Origin of the sequence: Nocardia sp. NPDC006982 (assembly GCF_042869435.1) — a bacterium.
Taxonomy (GTDB): domain Bacteria; phylum Actinomycetota; class Actinomycetes; order Mycobacteriales; family Mycobacteriaceae; genus Nocardia.
Window position 1 is genome coordinate 1,661,137 of the sequence record NZ_JBIAFV010000001.1, and the last position, 15,971, is coordinate 1,677,107.

Annotated in this window: 13 protein-coding genes and 3 pseudogenes; 7 read left to right on the plus strand and 9 right to left on the minus strand. The window is 65.2% G+C overall.

Going from position 1 to position 15,971, the window contains the following annotated elements; all coding sequences use genetic code 11:
* Nucleotides 1-759 precede the first annotated feature (759 nt).
* Nucleotides 760-1,527: a pirin family protein gene (locus ACFYOW_RS07505; protein ID WP_387286063.1), complete on the plus strand. Its 768-nt coding sequence runs from the start codon at nt 760-762 to the stop codon at nt 1,525-1,527.
* Nucleotides 1,528-1,612: 85 nt separating this feature from the next.
* Here ACFYOW_RS07505 and ppgK read toward each other — a convergent pair whose 3' ends face one another.
* Nucleotides 1,613-2,455 carry a polyphosphate--glucose phosphotransferase gene (ppgK, locus tag ACFYOW_RS07510; protein ID WP_387285441.1) on the minus strand — a complete coding sequence of 281 codons (843 nt, stop codon included), beginning with the start codon at nt 2,453-2,455 and terminating at the stop codon, nt 1,613-1,615.
* A gap of 282 nt (nt 2,456-2,737) precedes the next feature.
* Nucleotides 2,738-2,926 (minus strand): annotated as a pseudogene (locus tag ACFYOW_RS07515) (SAM-dependent methyltransferase); the annotation flags it as partial.
* 40 nt (nt 2,927-2,966) lie between these two features.
* Between ACFYOW_RS07515 and ACFYOW_RS07520 the strand changes: the two are divergent.
* From ACFYOW_RS07520 to ACFYOW_RS07530, 3 genes and pseudogenes are all read left to right on the plus strand, one after another.
* Nucleotides 2,967-3,089: pseudogene (locus tag ACFYOW_RS07520) on the plus strand (sigma factor); the annotation flags it as partial.
* A 59-nt stretch (nt 3,090-3,148) separates the two neighbouring features.
* On the plus strand, nt 3,149-4,597 hold the full coding sequence (locus tag ACFYOW_RS07525) for an FAD-dependent monooxygenase (RefSeq protein ID WP_387285442.1): 1,449 nt from the start codon (nt 3,149-3,151) through the stop codon (nt 4,595-4,597).
* Nucleotides 4,598-4,626: 29 nt separating this feature from the next.
* The gene (locus ACFYOW_RS07530; protein ID WP_387285444.1) at nt 4,627-5,040 is read left to right on the plus strand and encodes a hypothetical protein; all 414 of its coding nucleotides are present in this window, start codon (nt 4,627-4,629) and stop codon (nt 5,038-5,040) included.
* Nucleotides 5,041-5,236: 196 nt separating this feature from the next.
* Here ACFYOW_RS07530 and ACFYOW_RS07535 read toward each other — a convergent pair whose 3' ends face one another.
* From ACFYOW_RS07535 to ACFYOW_RS07545, 3 genes and pseudogenes are all read right to left on the minus strand, one after another.
* A complete protein-coding gene (locus tag ACFYOW_RS07535) occupies nt 5,237-5,668 on the minus strand; it encodes a nitroreductase/quinone reductase family protein (RefSeq protein ID WP_387285445.1) in 432 nt (143 codons plus the stop codon).
* Between the two features lie 942 nt (nt 5,669-6,610).
* Entirely contained in the window at nt 6,611-7,027 is a 417-nt protein-coding gene (locus tag ACFYOW_RS07540) for a GerW family sporulation protein (RefSeq protein WP_387285447.1), read from the minus strand.
* Between the two features lie 469 nt (nt 7,028-7,496).
* A pseudogene (locus ACFYOW_RS07545) lies at nt 7,497-7,601 on the minus strand (NADP-dependent oxidoreductase); the annotation flags it as partial.
* Nucleotides 7,602-7,857: 256 nt separating this feature from the next.
* On the opposite strand from ACFYOW_RS07545, the gene ACFYOW_RS07550 reads away from it, so the two are divergent.
* Nucleotides 7,858-8,253: an alanine--tRNA ligase-related protein gene (locus ACFYOW_RS07550; protein WP_387285449.1), complete on the plus strand. Its 396-nt coding sequence runs from the start codon at nt 7,858-7,860 to the stop codon at nt 8,251-8,253.
* A 467-nt stretch (nt 8,254-8,720) separates the two neighbouring features.
* On the opposite strand, the gene ACFYOW_RS07555 is transcribed toward ACFYOW_RS07550, so the two are convergent.
* Entirely contained in the window at nt 8,721-9,617 is an 897-nt protein-coding gene (locus tag ACFYOW_RS07555) for a LysR family transcriptional regulator (RefSeq protein ID WP_387285451.1), read from the minus strand.
* Between the two features lie 48 nt (nt 9,618-9,665).
* Here ACFYOW_RS07555 and ACFYOW_RS07560 point away from each other — a divergent pair, with 48 nt between their 5' ends.
* On the plus strand, nt 9,666-10,391 hold the full coding sequence (locus ACFYOW_RS07560) for an SDR family NAD(P)-dependent oxidoreductase (RefSeq protein WP_387285453.1): 726 nt from the start codon (nt 9,666-9,668) through the stop codon (nt 10,389-10,391).
* Nucleotides 10,392-10,464: 73 nt separating this feature from the next.
* On the plus strand, nt 10,465-11,388 hold the full coding sequence (locus ACFYOW_RS07565; RefSeq protein WP_387285455.1) for an NADP-dependent oxidoreductase: 924 nt from the start codon (nt 10,465-10,467) through the stop codon (nt 11,386-11,388).
* A gap of 432 nt (nt 11,389-11,820) precedes the next feature.
* On the opposite strand, the gene ACFYOW_RS07570 is transcribed toward ACFYOW_RS07565, so the two are convergent.
* From ACFYOW_RS07570 to ACFYOW_RS07580, 3 genes are read right to left on the minus strand one after another with little or no spacing between them, the layout of a single operon-like run.
* A complete protein-coding gene (locus tag ACFYOW_RS07570; protein WP_387285457.1) occupies nt 11,821-12,924 on the minus strand; it encodes an ABC transporter substrate-binding protein in 1,104 nt (367 codons plus the stop codon).
* Nucleotides 12,924-14,711, minus strand: coding sequence for an ABC transporter permease (locus ACFYOW_RS07575; RefSeq protein ID WP_387285459.1), 1,788 nt, complete (start codon nt 14,709-14,711; stop codon nt 12,924-12,926). The genes ACFYOW_RS07570 and ACFYOW_RS07575 overlap by 1 nt, the downstream gene beginning before the upstream one ends.
* Nucleotides 14,708-15,823: an ABC transporter ATP-binding protein gene (locus tag ACFYOW_RS07580; RefSeq protein ID WP_387285460.1), complete on the minus strand. Its 1,116-nt coding sequence runs from the start codon at nt 15,821-15,823 to the stop codon at nt 14,708-14,710. The genes ACFYOW_RS07575 and ACFYOW_RS07580 overlap by 4 nt, the downstream gene beginning before the upstream one ends.
* Nucleotides 15,824-15,971: the final 148 nt, after the last annotated feature.

Sequence of the window (15,971 nt, forward strand, 5' to 3'; positions counted from 1 at the left end):
GATCTTCGCGCGGCGGGTGGCCAGGAAGTCCCGCACGTTCTCGTTCTTCGGCGACGCTACGCCCGGCTCAGCGCTGTGCCGTTGAAGATGGTGTGCCGAGCATCCTCACGACGCCGCATATCACGAGCATTATGAGAACAGTTCCGAGTGTTCGGCTATGTACCGCCCAACCGTGGATGGCGGCTGTCCCGTGATCTTCTCGACGTCGTCGGTGGCTCGGTCGTAGCGTCCGGCGCGGTGCAGCAGCGCCATGGTGGCCAGGTGCTGCTCGACGTGCGCGGGCAGACCCCGGGGCTCGAGGACCTCGGCGAATGGCTGTCCCGCTTCCGGGCCGCCCTGCTGGCCCTATCCCAGCAGCAACGCCAGCAATCCGTCCTCCCGCTTCTGGACGCCTACCGCACCCCGAAGAGCCCACCCGAGGCTCCGTCCTCCCCGCCGACCTCTTCCGCGCCGCCGTGCAGCAGGCCAAGCTCGGCCCCGACGCCGACATCCCCCACATTTCCCCGCCCTCATCCACAAGTACATCGACGACCTGCACCTGCTGACGCTCTTCTGATCCGAGCAGAGCAGGTTCTCGGTTCCGGCCTGGAATTCGATCGGGAGGGGCTGCAGGGCTGGTCCTCTCGTAGCCGATCCAGTCCTTTTCTCGCCCACATGATCGATGGCGGAATGGTTTCGCTCCGCCGCGGGTTAGTTTCCATGGAAACCAAATTGCCGGTCGGCGATCAGGCCGGCACCGATCTTGGAGGAGAGCACCTCATGAACACCATCGACTTGACTCCCACCGTCGACATCCGCCGCGCCGAGGACCGGTTCAAGTCCGACTTCGGCTGGCTGGATTCCAAGCACTCGTTCTCCTTCGGCCACCATTTCGACCAGGCCAACACTCATCATGGGCTGCTGCTGGTCAACAACGACGACATCGTCGATCCCGGTACGGGGTTCGACACACATCCACACCGTGACATGGAGATCGTCACGTGGGTACTGGAGGGCTCGCTGGTCCACCAGGACTCCACCGGCCACAACGGCGTGATCTACCCCGGCCTGGCCCAGCGCATGAGCGCCGGCACCGGCATCCTGCACTCGGAGAAGAACGACTCTTGGCGGCTCAGCGGCGACGTCCACCAGGACCCGGTGCACTTCGTGCAGATGTGGGTGGCGCCCGACGAGGCCGGTATTACCCCCGGTTACGAGCAGCTGGAGATCGAGGCGGAACTGCTGTCCGGTGGTCTGCTGCCGGTTGCCTCGGGTATGCGCAAACATGATGGCCACGCCGCGATCCGGATCCGGAACTCGCACGCGGCCCTGTACGCCGCGCGGCTCGCCCCAGGACAGTCGGTGCACCTGCCCGACGCGCCGTTCCTGCACCTGTTCGTGGCCCGCGGCGCGGTGACACTGGAGGGTACTGGCCCGCTGCATACCGGCGACGCGGTGCGCTTGACCGCCACCGGCGGCCAGCAGGTCACCGCGAGCGAGCCCGCCGAGATCCTGGTCTGGGAAATGCACGCCACCGTCCAGTTCTGACCTTCGGTACCCATCCACCGTCAGGGGCAAGGATGTGACTTTCTCGGGTTCAACATCCGCCGCCACCACGGCCGGGCCCGGCTGATCAAGCCCAGCGAGGACGACCGCTGCCGCCGAGCGGGCTGGTTGCGCACGTTGGATCGGCACACGCAGCCACTGCTGCCCCTACGATCCCCGCAGTGTTCTGCAACGCGGCGGCCACCACCGGCGTGCGGTTCTTCAGCAACGGAATCCATTTGTCGCCCTTGCGACTGACCCCGCCACCGGCGATGAACAGGTCGGGCGAGATCGCGTTTTCGATGGCGACCAGCACCTTCGTCACCTCCGGGGCCCACCGCTTATAGCTCCAGGCGTGCCTTTCCTTGACCGACGCGGCGGCCCGACGCTCGGCCTCCATTCCGCCGACCTGGATGTGACCGAATTCAGTGTTGGGCAACAACACACCGTTATGGATCACCGCCGAACCGATGCCGGTGCCGAACGTCAGCAGCACAATGACGCCGTCGTTGTCCTTGCCGGCACCGAACTCGACTTCGGCCAATCCCGCCGCGTCGGCGTCGTTGAGCAGGGTCACCGGCTGTCCGCCGAGTTCGGCGCTGATCACCTCCTGGGCGTTCACTCCGATCCAAGACTTGTCGAGGTGCGCGGCGGTACGGGCTACGCCGCCGCTGACCACCCCCGGATAGGTGACGCCAAGCGGCGCCTCCCACTGAAAGTGCTTCACCACCTCGCGGATCGTGTCGGCGAGAGTCTCCGGAGTAGCCGGCCGCGGGGTCGGGAGTTTGAAGCGGTCGCCGATCAGCTGCCCGGTGCCGAGATCGACGACGCCGCCCTTCACGCCGGTACCGCCCACGTCGATGCCGAAGCCCCAGCGATGCGGCCTAGCCTGGCTCGGCTTTTCGGTGACCGAAGCGGTGGTATCGCCCATGGACGCTCCAGTACGTGGCGGCGGCCCGAGGTCAGCTCCCTCCACAGATTCCGGGCTGGTCGTTACCGTGGGTTTCATCGAGTCCCCTGGTCACGAATCGGATATCGAGGCCGAGATTTCGGCGGGCTGCCCGTATTCCATCGAAAAAGGGCGCAAAGGGTTCAAGAATCTATTCTCCCCCCGAGCCGGTATTCCTGCTACCTGCAAAAGCGGCCGGTCCAATTGCAGTTCGACAGCCGACGGCGAGAACATCAAGTTCTACCGAGGCCATCGGGGTCGACATCAACTCCGAACTGCCATCAGATGTGTCGGACACCAGCGGCCGATCGGCACGATGCCCGGTTCGATCATTTCCAGCCTCGAAAAGAAGCGGGCGACCCGACATGAGGTACGTGCACCTTTTGTATGCTGCTGTGCTGCGTCGGCGTGCACGGTGGCCTCGGGGTCGAGATCGGCGGTGAGGTGCGTGAAGCTGGCGTATGACTGGCTGCGCCCCTGTCATGCTTGCCGTATGGCGGCAGGGACGGTCGAAATGTTCGAGCGGCATCGGGCACGATTGCTCGGTCTGGCGTATCGAATGCTCGGTTCGGCGGCTGACGCCGAAGACATCGTCCAAGATGCGTTCCCGCGGCTGATCGAGCCGATGGCCTGCCACGGAATCGCCGCGGTCGAGAAGCAGTCGTGGACACGCCTGTGAACTCTGCAGATGTCATCGTGGTGGGTGGTGGCCCCACCGGCATGACGGCCGCCGGTGATCTCGCTCGCGCCGGACGGTCGGTGAACGTGCTGGAGCGATGGCCGCAGATCAACCCGGCCAGCCGGGCATTCGCGACCATGGCTCGCACCCTGGAAGTCCTCGACGCCCGCGGTCTGGCCGAGGATCTACTCGCACAGGGCGCCACCACACCGGCGGTGAACCTGTTCGCGGGTGCGAAGGTCGATCTGACTCACCTGCCCTCACGGTACCGCTACGCGCTGATCACGCCGCAGACCAATGTCGACCAGGCCCTGGCCCGCTATGCCGAAGCACAGGGAGTAAATATCCATCGCGGTGTCGAGGTCGTCGGCCTGGTGCAGGACCGCGACGGTGTCACGGTGACGACCCACCACAAGGACGCACCGGTGAACACCGAGACAACCCGTTGGCGCGCAACGTATCTGGTGGCCGCCGACGGTGCCCACAGCACCATCCGAACCCTGCTCGGGGTGGAATTCGCGGGCAAGTCGGTGTTGTCCTCGGTGGTGCTGGCCGATGTGCTGCTCACCAATGGACCAGCCGGTGTGGCTTTGACGCTCGGCGACACCCGCGACTGCTTCGGATTCCTCGTCCCCTACGGCGACGGTTCCGGCTCCCGCTGGTACCGGTCGATGACCTGGGATCGCCGCAACCAGCTGCCGGACTCCGAGCCGGTGGACGAGCGCGAGGTGGTGGACGTGCTCACACGGGCGATGGGACGTGATGTCGGCGTGGCCGAGATCAGCTGGCGTTCCCGCTTCCACTGCGATGAGCGCCAGATCCACGAATACCGTTCCGGACGTGTGTTTTTCGCAGGCGACGCCGCACACATACACTCTCCGATGGGCGGGCAGGGCATGAACACCGGCATCCAGGATGCCGCCGATCTCGCTTGGAAGCTGGACACCGTCCTCGGTGGCGCGAACGACGCGGTGCTCGACTCCTACCACGCCGAACGCCACCCTATCGGCCGCCGCGTCCTGCGGCAGAGCGGCGCGATGATGCGCGCGGTCACGGTGAAACCGCGCGTCGCGCGCTGGATGCGGGACCGAATTGCCCCGAAAGTGCTTGGCTTCGGCCCGATCTCGGACGCGATCGCGGGCAGCTTCGCCGGAGTTACCCTGCGCTACCCGTCCGGCCGCGGCCAGTCCCCGCTGGTCGGAACCCGCGCCACGGAGACTCCCCTGCGGGGAGACCGGCTCACCGTGCTACAGCGCACACCCGGCTTCGTCCTCATCCGGGAACGCGGCACCGCCCCCGTCGCAACGAATCTCATCCAAGCCGAACGCACCGACACCGGCCCCGCCCTGCTGGTGCGTCCCGACGGCTACATCGCCTGGGCTGGACGCACCGCCGCCGACCACGGCTGGCGCGACCCCCTAGCCTTCTGGACCCAAAAGAGTTGAACCCCAACCCCGTCGAAAGGAGCATTCCCATGACCGTGACCGCGATCCAGATCGGCCTGCACCCCGACGTCATCGATTACACCTCCCCCGACTTCAGTCAATTCCCCGGTCTGACCAAGGACGTCCTATCCAAGGCCAACGACGACAATGTCGCCGGACCGCGCGCCGCCGGCTACGAGGTCGACAACTGCCTCATCGACCTCGGTGACGCCGGTGCCGAAAAGGCCCGAAAGTGGCTTGCGGCCAAGCACTATGACGCCGTGCTCATCGGTGCCGGTATCCGCCGGGTCGCCAGCAACACGGTGCTCTTCGAAGCGATCGTCAACACCGCTCACACACTGCAACCCGGCTGCCGATTTGTCTTCAACTACTCCGCCACCTCGACCCCCGACGACATCCGCCGCTGGTACTCCACACCGGACGACACCACCCCGACCCACTGACCTCCACAGCCGCGATATCCCGTGATGGCCCAGCTCAGTGAGCGCCCCTCGATGGTCATCGGCGCCGGTCCGGTGTCGATGACCATCAAGTGATGTGCCGAGCTAACATCGGTGTCCGACAGCGGGCGGGTCGCCAACCGCAATCAGATCGCCGCACGCCGACTGGGCTGGCGAGGATTCCGCCAGGAATAACATCTCACCGATTCGGCGTCAACAGCACCAGCGGGATCTCACGGGTGGTCTTGCGCTGATAGCCGGCGTAGCCGTCGTACGCCGCGACGACCCTGGGCCACAACGCCGCGCGTTCTTCCACGGTGGCCACACGAGCCGCCATCGGTTGCTTGGGACCACTCTGCAGCGCCACCTCGACATCGGGATGGTCACGCAGGTTCAGAAACCACGCGGGATGGGTGGGATCACCACCGCGCGAGGCCACGATCACGATCATCTCGCCATCGATGACCGGCGCGGTCAGCATGACCTTCCGCGGCTCACCGGATTTGCGACCGATCGTGGTGAGCTCGAGGGTCGGCATCCCCACAATCGTCCTGCCCAACCTCCCGCCGCTTACTTTGAGCAGGGCACGGTGAATGGCGTTTTGGATCTTCAACTGAGCATCACTTGGCATGGTGCGCAACCTACATCGGCACGCGTGCCACCGGGCAAGTACAAGTAGCCACGGGCACCAGGGCTACGGCCCGCCGATGTTCGGCCGGTACCCCCTCCACCGCGACAACTCCACTCGATTACCTCAGTGACGCGGTGGGACTCACCGTCCGGCACGAGCGCCGACGAGCTCGCCGCCCCCGCTGGCAGGACACCGCATGGAGAACAACTCCGGCAGCGGTAAGCCGGCTCCGGGAACTGTTCGAAAAGTTCGCCGCCGCGAGAACCAAGCAACCAACTGTACGAATCCGGACAATCACACGGAATCAGCATCGCGCCCGTCGCCACCCCACACGACCTCCCGGACCTGCGACACGCCCCAAATGCACCCGATGGCCAGACGCTCAGTGGAACGGAAACCGTCTGGATTGCGTCACAGGCGCGACACAGACTCAACCCATCCCAAAATTGCCCCAAACCTTCGCGTGGTTACATGCGATTTCTCCGTGCACAGCGGAACGTTCGCCCGGTCGACCGCTCAGTCGAGACCGCCCGGTCGACGCTCACACGCCTCTCGCATGACAGCGCGAGATCAACGGAACCCAGAGTCGTCGTCCCGAAGGACCCACCTGACCTCACTTCGGCCACTGCGCTCGCCCTGCTGCGCCTCATCCAAAACGTCGCGTCCGAGGCTGCGACAACCCGGACGCGCGACCGTTGAACGGCGACTAACACAGCCCGACAATGCATTCCGCGCGACCACGTGGCCTCACGGCGCGCCGATCATGACCAACCTCGCCGAACTTTATCGTGACCGGTTCAGCCAGCGCGCCATGCGGCTATTACAGGGTCGTTGCATAGCCTTCTGGTGGCACAGGCCCGCGGCCATCGAGGTTCCGGGCCTTTGGGTGTGGGGGTCGGTTCGGTTCTGGGGGGCGAGAGGTTGAAGTGGGGGCGGGCGGTCTCAAACCGTGTGCTTGGAGTTATGCGTGGGGGATCTACGTACGGCGCGGATTATCCCCGCAACGGAGAGCCCCGAGGCGAGTGCGATCAGTGGCGCGACGGCGCGGCTCCACTGGTTGCCGATCGGGCGATATCGGGCTGTACCGTCGCGGATCTCGATGTAGCCCAGGGGGCGTACGTCGGCTCCGCCTCCTTCGGCTCCGTCGCTGGACCCGGTTCGGCCGAATCCGAACCGTGCCTGTGCTACGGGAATGACGGTGATACCGCCGGCGGTGACGGGTTCACCGAAAACCGCTGCTGCGCGCGCTCGTTCACCCAGGCTGTCCACCCCATGCCGAGGCAACGCCGCTGAGATCGCCGCGGTACTGGCCTTGTCGATCACGCTGGACGAAAGATCAGGATCCCGTGATGTCCCCATGGCCGTCAACCTCTCCAACCGTTGCTGCCTTCGTCAAAGAGTAACCGGTGGCCGTGTCCGAGCCATCGGCATGTGCGAGTGGTCCACAACCGGACCGATCACTGCCTAGACAACAGCGATCCTCCCAGCTCGAAGGGCACTTTCTCATTCACCGCACACAGGCGACCGGCGCCGGCATTGTCTACCCTCCGAGTACGAACGCCCCAGGTTGCCTCGAGTCTGGGCAGCCGACCGGTCACCTCGGCAATCGATACGCTCGGTCCACTGCGCACGAACCGGAAAAGTCCTGTGCGGCATCCGAAATCGGCCAGAGCCATCCTGCGCGATCAGCTAGCTGAGCCGGTCGGCAGTGGGAGTGGTGCTGGGTTGTCGACCAGCGCTGCCTTGTAATACGCATCGACCACTACACCCTGCACGAGGTCGTCATGGTGCTTACGAGGGTGACGGAAACGGCCATCCGGGTCCTCCCAGCCGCGGAAACCACCACCGTTTCTCCGGCCTGCAACCCATCGACGTCGAGCAAACCGAAATAAGCTGTCATCCCTGGCATTCCGAGCGTACCCAACCAGGTCGGGCCGCCGCCGTACTCAAATCGACGCCGGTAAATCGGTCGTGCTTCGCACGGGCTGACTGCTACCGTGCAGCCATGAAGGTCAATTCACGAATCGTCGCCGCGGCCGCACGAGCTCTCAGCTCGCCGGTCGCTGCCGCCTGACCCCTTTCTCCCATGCCGGCGACCGGAAACGGTCGGCTGGTGTGCGCCGGTGTTGTTGCCGGACTTGCCATATGCGGTCGCTTCCGGTCGATTTCACATCGATGGAGCAACCACCGTGATCACGACAGACCAGACCGTTCAGACCTTCCTCGACTTCTTCCGCGAACGCGGGCACGAACTCACACCGGGCGGATCGCTCATTCCCTCGCCGGGGGATCCGATGCTGTTCACCACCTCCGGGATGCACCCGTTGACCCCATATCTGATGGGCCGATCCCACCCGCTGGGCAAGCGACTCACCAGCCTGCAGCGATGCCTGCGCCAGGTGCGCACCATCCTGCTCGATGAGGAACGCAAATTCGATCTGCTGCTCCAGCGCGGACGAAAGGTCCTGTCCCACAGCCGTTTCACCGGCCCCTTGACCGACGACGACTACCACTACCTGCACGACACCCACGGCCTGCCCCGCGATCTCGTGGTGTACCTGAACACCGAAACAGGTGCCAGTTGACATGCCGCTGCTGTGTCAGGCCGTGGTCGATCCGATCAGCGCCGTAAGCGGCTACAGCGTGCACGCGGAGTTATGACTTTGCTTCCGGATTGCCGTGTTGTTCGAGGGCTTGGTCGATCGGTGCTACGTACTCGGCCGGAATCGCCTTGCCGTTTCCGCAGATGCCTGTCCATGCCGGAGTTTTCGGGTCAGCGTCGCCGGCTCGCGGATGGCCGAACCTCCGCGACGTGCTCGCGCAATGCCACACAGCAGCGAAGCCACAGGTCAATGACCTGCGGCTTCGCCAGCGGGTGGGGCCTAACGCTCCACAACGCGAACACCCTGACGGCGGATGGGCCGCAGATCCGGGTCGAACCCGTTGGCACCCGCGTGGCGGACGGGGTTCGATAGCAGGAAGCCGCCGAGCGGCAGGCCACTGTCGTGCGACTGTGGATCGCACCCTCAGCGGCATTCGCGGAGGTTATCGGCTACAGGTGTACCGCGGTACGGACGAGGTTGGCGACGGCTTTGGATCTGCTGTGTGGTGGCCAGGCGATTACGGTTGTGACCGCCGGTGCGTCCGGCACGGGCACGATGGCGTGATCGTCGCGTAGCTGGGCTCGCAGCGACTCGGGCATGACCGCGCAGGCCCGTCCGAGCGTGATCAGCTGGGTCAACTGGGTATGGTCGCGCACCTGCGGGCCGGGGCCATCGGGATAACTTCCGTCCTGTCGAGGCCAGCGCGGCAGGGGCAGGTCCGTCAGGGCGTTGACCTCGGCCATCGACATGTGGGGTCGGTGGGCGAAGGGGTGCCCCGCGGGCAGGACCACGATCTGCTGTTCGGTGTGCAGGTCCTCGGTGTCGAATCCGGCTGTCGTGTCGTACGGCCGCTGAAGCAGAGCAACGTCGGCACTCCCGTTGCGTAGCAGGCTTTCCGGTTCGCCGGGCCCGCAGAGCACGACCTCGACTGCGACAGCGCAGGGGTCGGCGGCGTAGGCGTCCAGCAGCTTCGACAACAGTTCGCTGGACGCTCCTGCCTTCGCGGCCAGCACCAGACCGGGCTGGTCGGCCGCGGCGCGGCGGGTGCGCCGCTCGGCGGCTTCGACCGCGTCGAGCACGGTCCGGGCCTCTCGCAGCAGCACCGCCCCGGCCTCGGTTAAGGCGATGGCGCGAGCGGTGCGGTGCAGCAGGACGACTCCGAGCCGCCGTTCGAGCTGCTGAATGGCTCGTGATAGTGGTGGTTGTGCGATCGCGAGCCGTTGTGCCGCCCGCCCGAAGTGCAACTCCTCGGCGACGGCGACGAAGTATCGCATCTCCCGCGTCTCCACCAGGTCATGGTATCCGGCGATGACCGCGACCAATACCCGTGCGGTATCGCCGCCCACCCGATCGGTCTTGGACGCTGCACCCGCAACCGCAGCAGGATCAGCGGTGTGAGTGAACGGACGATTGCGCTGGTGACCGGCGCGAACAAGGGAATCGGATACGAGATCGCCGCTGGCCTGGGCGCGCTCGGCTGGCGAATCGGTGTGGGTGCGCGTGATCGGCAACGCCGCGACACCGCGGTGGAGAAGTTGCGCGCGGCCGGAACCGATGCGTTCGGTGTGCCGCTCGATGTGACCGACGACGCAAGTGTGGCCGCGGCGGCCGAATTGATCGCCGACCACGCTGGAGGGCTCGATGTTCTGGTCAACAATGCCGCAATCACCGGTGGTATGCCGCAGACACCGACCACGGTCGATCCCGCGACCGTGCGAATCGTCGTGGAAACCAACGTGATCGGGGTCATCCGGGCCACCAACGCTATGCTGCCGATGCTGCGCGCCTCGGCCTCACCGCGAATCGTCAACATGTCCAGCAGCGTCGGTTCGCTCGCCCTGCAAACCACGCCCGGCATCGATATGGGCCCAGTTCCTGCTGCGTACTTGGCCTCGAAGACCTTCCTCAACGCCGTCACGGTCCAGTACGCCAAGGAACTGGGTGATACCAACATTTTGATCAACTCCGGCTGTCCCGGTTTCACAGCCACCGACCTCAACGGCTTTCTCGGCGTCCGTACACCGCAACAGGGTGCGGCCATCGCGATTCGCCTCGCGACCCTGCCCGACGACGGCCCGACCGGAGGATTCTTCGACGACGCCGGAACGGTGCCCTGGTGACGGGCACACCGGTGGCCACCATTCCCGTTCTCGAAGTCAGCCACGCGTCGCGCGTCCGAGGAGAAGCACGACATTGACAAAGGCAGTCAGATACGACGAGTTCGGCGGAATCGAGGTCTTGCGGGTCGACGAGATCGACCGACCTGTGCCCAGGGACGAGCAGGTCCTCGTGCGGGTCAAAGCGGCAGGCATCAACCCCGGTGAGGCAGCCATCCGAACCGGCGCGATGGCTGACATCTTTCCCTCGACCTTTCCGTCCGGGCAGGGCAGCGATCTCGCCGGGGTTGTCGCGGAAGTCGGCGGCGGAGCCGACCGATTCTCGGTCGGCGACGAGGTGATCGGGTTCTCCGAGAAGCGGGCCGCTCAGGCCGAGCTGGTCCTGGTCGACGTCGACAACCTCACACTCAAACCGAACGACGTCTCATGGGAGGTGGCTGGCGGCCTATACGTCGCCGGCGTGACGGCCTGGGGGGCAGTACATTCCGTGCAACTCGACAAGGGGGAGACCGTTGTCGTCTCCGCAGCAGCCGGAGGAGTCGGCTCGCTCGCCGTTCAGCTCGCGCGCCGTGCCGGAGCCACGGTCATCGGCCTGGCGAGCCAGCACAACCACGAGTGGCTGCGAAGCCACGGCGTGATCCCGGTCGTATACGGTGACGGCGTCATCGACCGGATCAAGGCCGCCGCACCGGGCGGCATCGATGCCTTTATCGACACCCACGGCGGCGGGTACGTCGAACTGGCCCTCGCTCTTGGCGTCGCCGTCGAGCGGATCGACACCATCGCCGATTTCGGCGCGGCCGCAAAGTACGGAGTCAAGACCGAACCAGGAACCACCGCCAGGCCGGGCGCCGAGGTACTCGCCGAATTGGCCGCCCTGATCGCTGAGGGACACCTCGAAGTCCCGATCGCGAACGTCTACCCGTTGACACAGGTCCGCCAGGCCTACACCGAACTCGAACGCCAACACACCCACGGCAAAATCGTGCTGAGGCCCTAACTGGTGCGACTACACATCCGGAATTCGGCCATGAGCGTGCGTCTACTCTCGCTACATAGACAGCCCACCCGGAGAGTGTCGGGCTGACGACTCTGGATCGCTCGGAGACAATCGATGCTCATCGTTGGCTGAACGCACGCAAGGTGTTCGCGCAATGCCACACAACAGTGAGCCCAACGCTGATCAATCCGAACCATCCCACGGCCGAAGGGCCCCAGCTGCGCATCAAGCCGGTAGGCACGCGGCAGGTGACATCCAAGACAGTACCTGGACCGCGCGCTGTCCGAGCTGCGCGCTCAGGCGCGGAGTCAGCCGCTGCCTCGTAGAGAAGGTACGGAAGTTGAGGGCATCCAGGTCCATCGAGGGTGTTCCTCGGTATCGGAACCGCCCACCGCGTCAGGTTGTGACGTGGTGGGCGGTCGTGGTTCGCGTCTATTGGTTGTAACCGAAGATCGCGTTCCAGGCCCGTTGGTCGGTGGTGGCGTTGCTGATCGACTCGGCGGGGGTAATGCGATGCACCTTGGAGTCGGTGTAATCGGGCAGTTGCACGCCGCGCACCTTGGGCGCGGCGACATCGGTGCGGACCGAGTACTCACCGATATCGGCGAAGACTTGCTGGCCACGTTTGGAGAGGTTCCAGTTGAGGAACAGTTTCGCGGCAGCGGTATTGGTTGCTGTTGAGGCGACTCCGGTGTAGTAGTCGTATGCGGTAACGCCTTCGGCCGGGACGACGAATTTCACCGGCGCGTTCGCGTTGTTCGCGATATTGACGGCGCTGACGACAACGGTGCCCACGTCGATCTGGCCGCGGGCCAGCGCGTCGAGCTGGGCGCCGATTGAATCGAAAACCCTTGCCCCGGAAGAATATTGATGTAAGTAATCGTCGCCGAGCACTGCGCGCTGGAATCGGGTCAGTGCGAGGGCGCTGCCGCCGGCGCCGGCTTGGGCGATTCCCCGCTTGTTCGACCACCGGTCGTCCAGTAGGGATCGCCAACTGGTCGGCGCGGCGTCGGTGTGGACCAGCGCGGTGTTGTAGCCGAAGGTGTAGATGGGGTCGAACGTGCGGTAATAACTGCCGCCGTCGAAGATGACGTCATCATGCATATTCGTCGCCGTCGTTGGTTGGTAGGGCTGGAAGACGCCCCGCTCGGCGAGGCCGTGCACGAATCCGGCATCGGAGATGCGCACGACGTCGGCCTTGAGTTTGCCGGCGCCGTGCTCGGCGACGATTCGCTCGTAGAGGCGGTTGGGCGTGAGCCGGATCTGTTTGACCTGGATGCCGGTGTCGGCTTCGAATTGGTGCAGGAGTGTGGCTTCGCTGGCTTGGGTGTAGCCACTGTAAAGGGTGAGCTTGCCCTCGGCTCTGGCCTGTGCCCACAGGCTCTGGTCGGCGATTTGCTCACCGTTGATGATCAGAGCGTCGTCTCGCTGGATACTCTGGGCCGGTCCGGCCAAGGGCGGGCCTGCCGGCGGCGGCGCACAGGCGGTGAGGCCGGCCAAGACGATGGCGCCCAGGCCGATCACGATCTTCTTCATCAGACGGTTTCCTTGGATCCGAGTCGGCGCGACAGCATCGCGAGGGTGGCGATGACGACGCAATACAGCAGGCTGAGTTCGGCCGCGGCTTGGAAGGAGCCGTTGTCGTAGGCGTCGAAAATCGCGATCGACAGCAATCGGGTGTCGGAGGTGAACAAGAACAGCGCCGCGGTGAGTTCTCGCATGGACAGCATCAGCAGCAGCAGGAACGTGGAGGACAGACCGACCCGCAGCAGTGGTGCGGTGACGAAGCTGATCGCACGGTGTCGGCGGGCACCGAGCATGACGGCGCTGTCTTCGAGGTCCTTGTCGAGCTGGATGATCGAGGCCGACACGCCGCGGTACCCCTGGGGGATGAAGACCGCGACGAACGCGATGACCAGCACGGCGAGGGTTCCGTAGACCGGTACCGGCATGGCCAGCCAGGTCCACAGCAGTCCGAGTCCGAGCACGATGGCGGGTACGGCCAGCGGGAGCATGGCGAGGTATTCGAGTAGCTTGCGGCCGGGTGCGTTGGTGCGATACCGGGTGTAGGCGAGGGCGAAGCAGAGTGTGGTTCCGATCGCGGCGGTCGCGACGCCGACAGTGACGCTGTTGAGCACGACTTGGTGAAAATCGGAACTCTTCAGTGTCTGTCCCATGCCCCAGAACGACAGCGCGCCGGGGCGGCCCAACTGCGCGAGGTCAGCGACATAGGGACTGGTCTGCAAGCTCGCGAGGATGAGCGCGAGCACCGGCAGGGCCACCGCCAGCGCGAAGTACACCCAGGCGAAGATGGCGCAGGGGATGCGCCAGCCGCGCAGCGGCACCTTGCGGGCTCGCACACCTTTGCCTGTGACGGTGGTGTACTGCTTGCCGCTCATCGCCCGTTGTTGGAACGCGACCACCACGACGAGGAGCACCGTGAGGACGACAGCGACGGCGGCCGCGTCGTTGGAGCGCGCGGGCGAGGCGTTCATCAGCCGGAAGATCATGGTCGGCAGGGTGTCGATACCGCCTGCTACACCGATGACCTGCGCGACCGGAAAGTTCTCCACCGACAGGGCGAACACGAGGATGCCCGAGCCGACGATGGCTGGCATGACCAGTGGGAAAGTGACCTTGCGCAGCATCTGGGTGAGCTTGGCCCCGTGCAGGCTGGCCGCGTCCTCGAGATCGGGGTTCATCAGCGACAGCGCCGAGTGCACCATGAGAAACGGGTACGGCGCGTAGTACAGGCCGAGAACGAAGATCATCCCGCCGAAGCTGTAGATATTGATCGCGTTCGGCAGGCCGATGCTGTTCAACGCCAGATTGAGATAGCCGCTGGCGGGCCCCGCCAGCAGTACCCACGCCAGCGAACCTACGAGTGCGGGCAGGAACAGCGGGGCGATGCCGATGCCGTAGACGAGTTTGCGGCCGGGGATGTCGGTTCGGGCCGCGAGGAAGGCGAGGGTGCAGCCGATCACCAGCGCCAGCAGTGATGCGCCGATGCCGACCGCGGCCGAACTCAGCATCGCTGATCGTGCGGTCGCGGAACCGAGCACACGGAAGTTGTCCAGGGTGAAGTCGCCGAAGTCGAACAGCGAGGTGCGTTCGGACTTGTCGGTGAACGCGCCCATGACGATGAAGAACATCGGGCACAACACAATGAGCGCGAGCAGGGCCAGTTGCAGCAGCACCGGGAACCAGCGGCGCAGCCGGGGCCGCCGGTAGTGGGGCGCTGCGGTTTTCGGCGCGGTCTCGACCTGCTCGGAGTGCGGGTGATCGGTTGCCGTCGCCACTGCGTGGAGGGTTTGCTTACTCATGCTGGCACCGCTGTCGTCTCGACGCGGTCATCGCGCAGGATTTGGGCCCCGCCGGGGACGGCGGCGACCCTTGCGCGCTCGCCGATTCCCAGCACCCGACTGGCGTGGCCGGTGGCGATGGCTTCTACTTCGGGTCCATCGTCCAGTGTCACCCGGTAGCGGATCGAGGCGCCCTGATAACTGGCGACTTCGACGCGGCCGCTCCAGAACTGTCCGGTCGGTGTGCTCTCGTCTACCGCCGTGACCAGGAGATCCTCCGGGCGCAGGCAGACGATTATCGGGTCGGTCTCGGCTGGTGTGGCCTCCACCCGAACCGCGATGGACGGGTAGTCGGTGAGCTGCACCACGCCGCGTTGTCCGGTGCTGGGTGTGCAGCGGAAGATATTGCCGACGCCGAGGAAGTCCGCGATCGATGCGCAGGTCGGCTTGGTGTAGATCTCCTCCGGGGTACCGATCTGCACGATGCGCCCCTGCTGCATCAGTGCGATGCGGTCGGCCAGGGCGAACGCCTCGACTTGGTCATGGGTGACGTAGACGGTGGTCAGTCCGAGTCGCAGTTGCAGTTCACGCAATTCCATCCGGAGGCGTTCACGCAGGCGGGCGTCGAGGTTCGACAGCGGCTCATCGAGCAGCAACACGCTCGGTCGCATGACCAGGCTTCGCGCGAGCGCGACCCGCTGCATCTGCCCGCCGCTGAGCAGGCTGGCACCGCGGTCGGCCAGTTCCCGCAGACCCACCAGATCCAACGCCTCGAGCACTCGCGTGCGGATCTCCTGCTTTCCGACCTTCTGCATCTTCAACGAGAATGCGACATTCTCGAAGACGGTGCGGTGCGGCCAGACCGCGTACGACTGGAACACCATCCCGACATTGCGCCTGTGCGGCGGAACGGCGCGGCCTTTCGCCGAGTCGTAGACGACGTGATCCCCGATGGCGATGCGTCCGGCGTCGGGGGTTTCTAGGCCGGCGATGCACCGCATCGCACTGGTCTTACCGCATCCGGATTGCCCGAGTAGCACCAGTGATTCGCCGTCGGCGATGTCGAGATCGAGGTCGCGCACCACGGTGTTGCCCGCATAGGAGAGGGTCAGGTTGTCGATCGTGACTTTCATGTGTTTCCTTCATCCTGGACATCAATGTCCATGAGTTCGCCGACTATTCGCCCGGTGGTGATGGATCGGCCGGGGCAATGCGGTCGGCCTGGGGCCGATTGTCGTCGACCACCTCGTCGAGCTGTGGTGATTCGGCAGTTCACATCGG

Coding starts and splice junctions, on each gene's coding strand:
- ACFYOW_RS07540 (WP_387285447.1), bottom strand. CDS start 7,027: ATGGGGACATCACGGGATCCTGATCTTTCGTCCAGCGTGATCGACAAG.
- ACFYOW_RS07530 (WP_387285444.1), top strand. CDS start 4,627: ATGACCGTGACCGCGATCCAGATCGGCCTGCACCCCGACGTCATCGAT.
- ACFYOW_RS07580 (WP_387285460.1), bottom strand. CDS start 15,823: ATGAAAGTCACGATCGACAACCTGACCCTCTCCTATGCGGGCAACACC.
- ACFYOW_RS07505 (WP_387286063.1), top strand. CDS start 760: ATGAACACCATCGACTTGACTCCCACCGTCGACATCCGCCGCGCCGAG.
- ACFYOW_RS07570 (WP_387285457.1), bottom strand. CDS start 12,924: ATGAAGAAGATCGTGATCGGCCTGGGCGCCATCGTCTTGGCCGGCCTC.
- ACFYOW_RS07575 (WP_387285459.1), bottom strand. CDS start 14,711: ATGAGTAAGCAAACCCTCCACGCAGTGGCGACGGCAACCGATCACCCG.
- ppgK (WP_387285441.1), bottom strand. CDS start 2,455: ATGGGCGATACCACCGCTTCGGTCACCGAAAAGCCGAGCCAGGCTAGG.
- ACFYOW_RS07535 (WP_387285445.1), bottom strand. CDS start 5,668: ATGCCAAGTGATGCTCAGTTGAAGATCCAAAACGCCATTCACCGTGCC.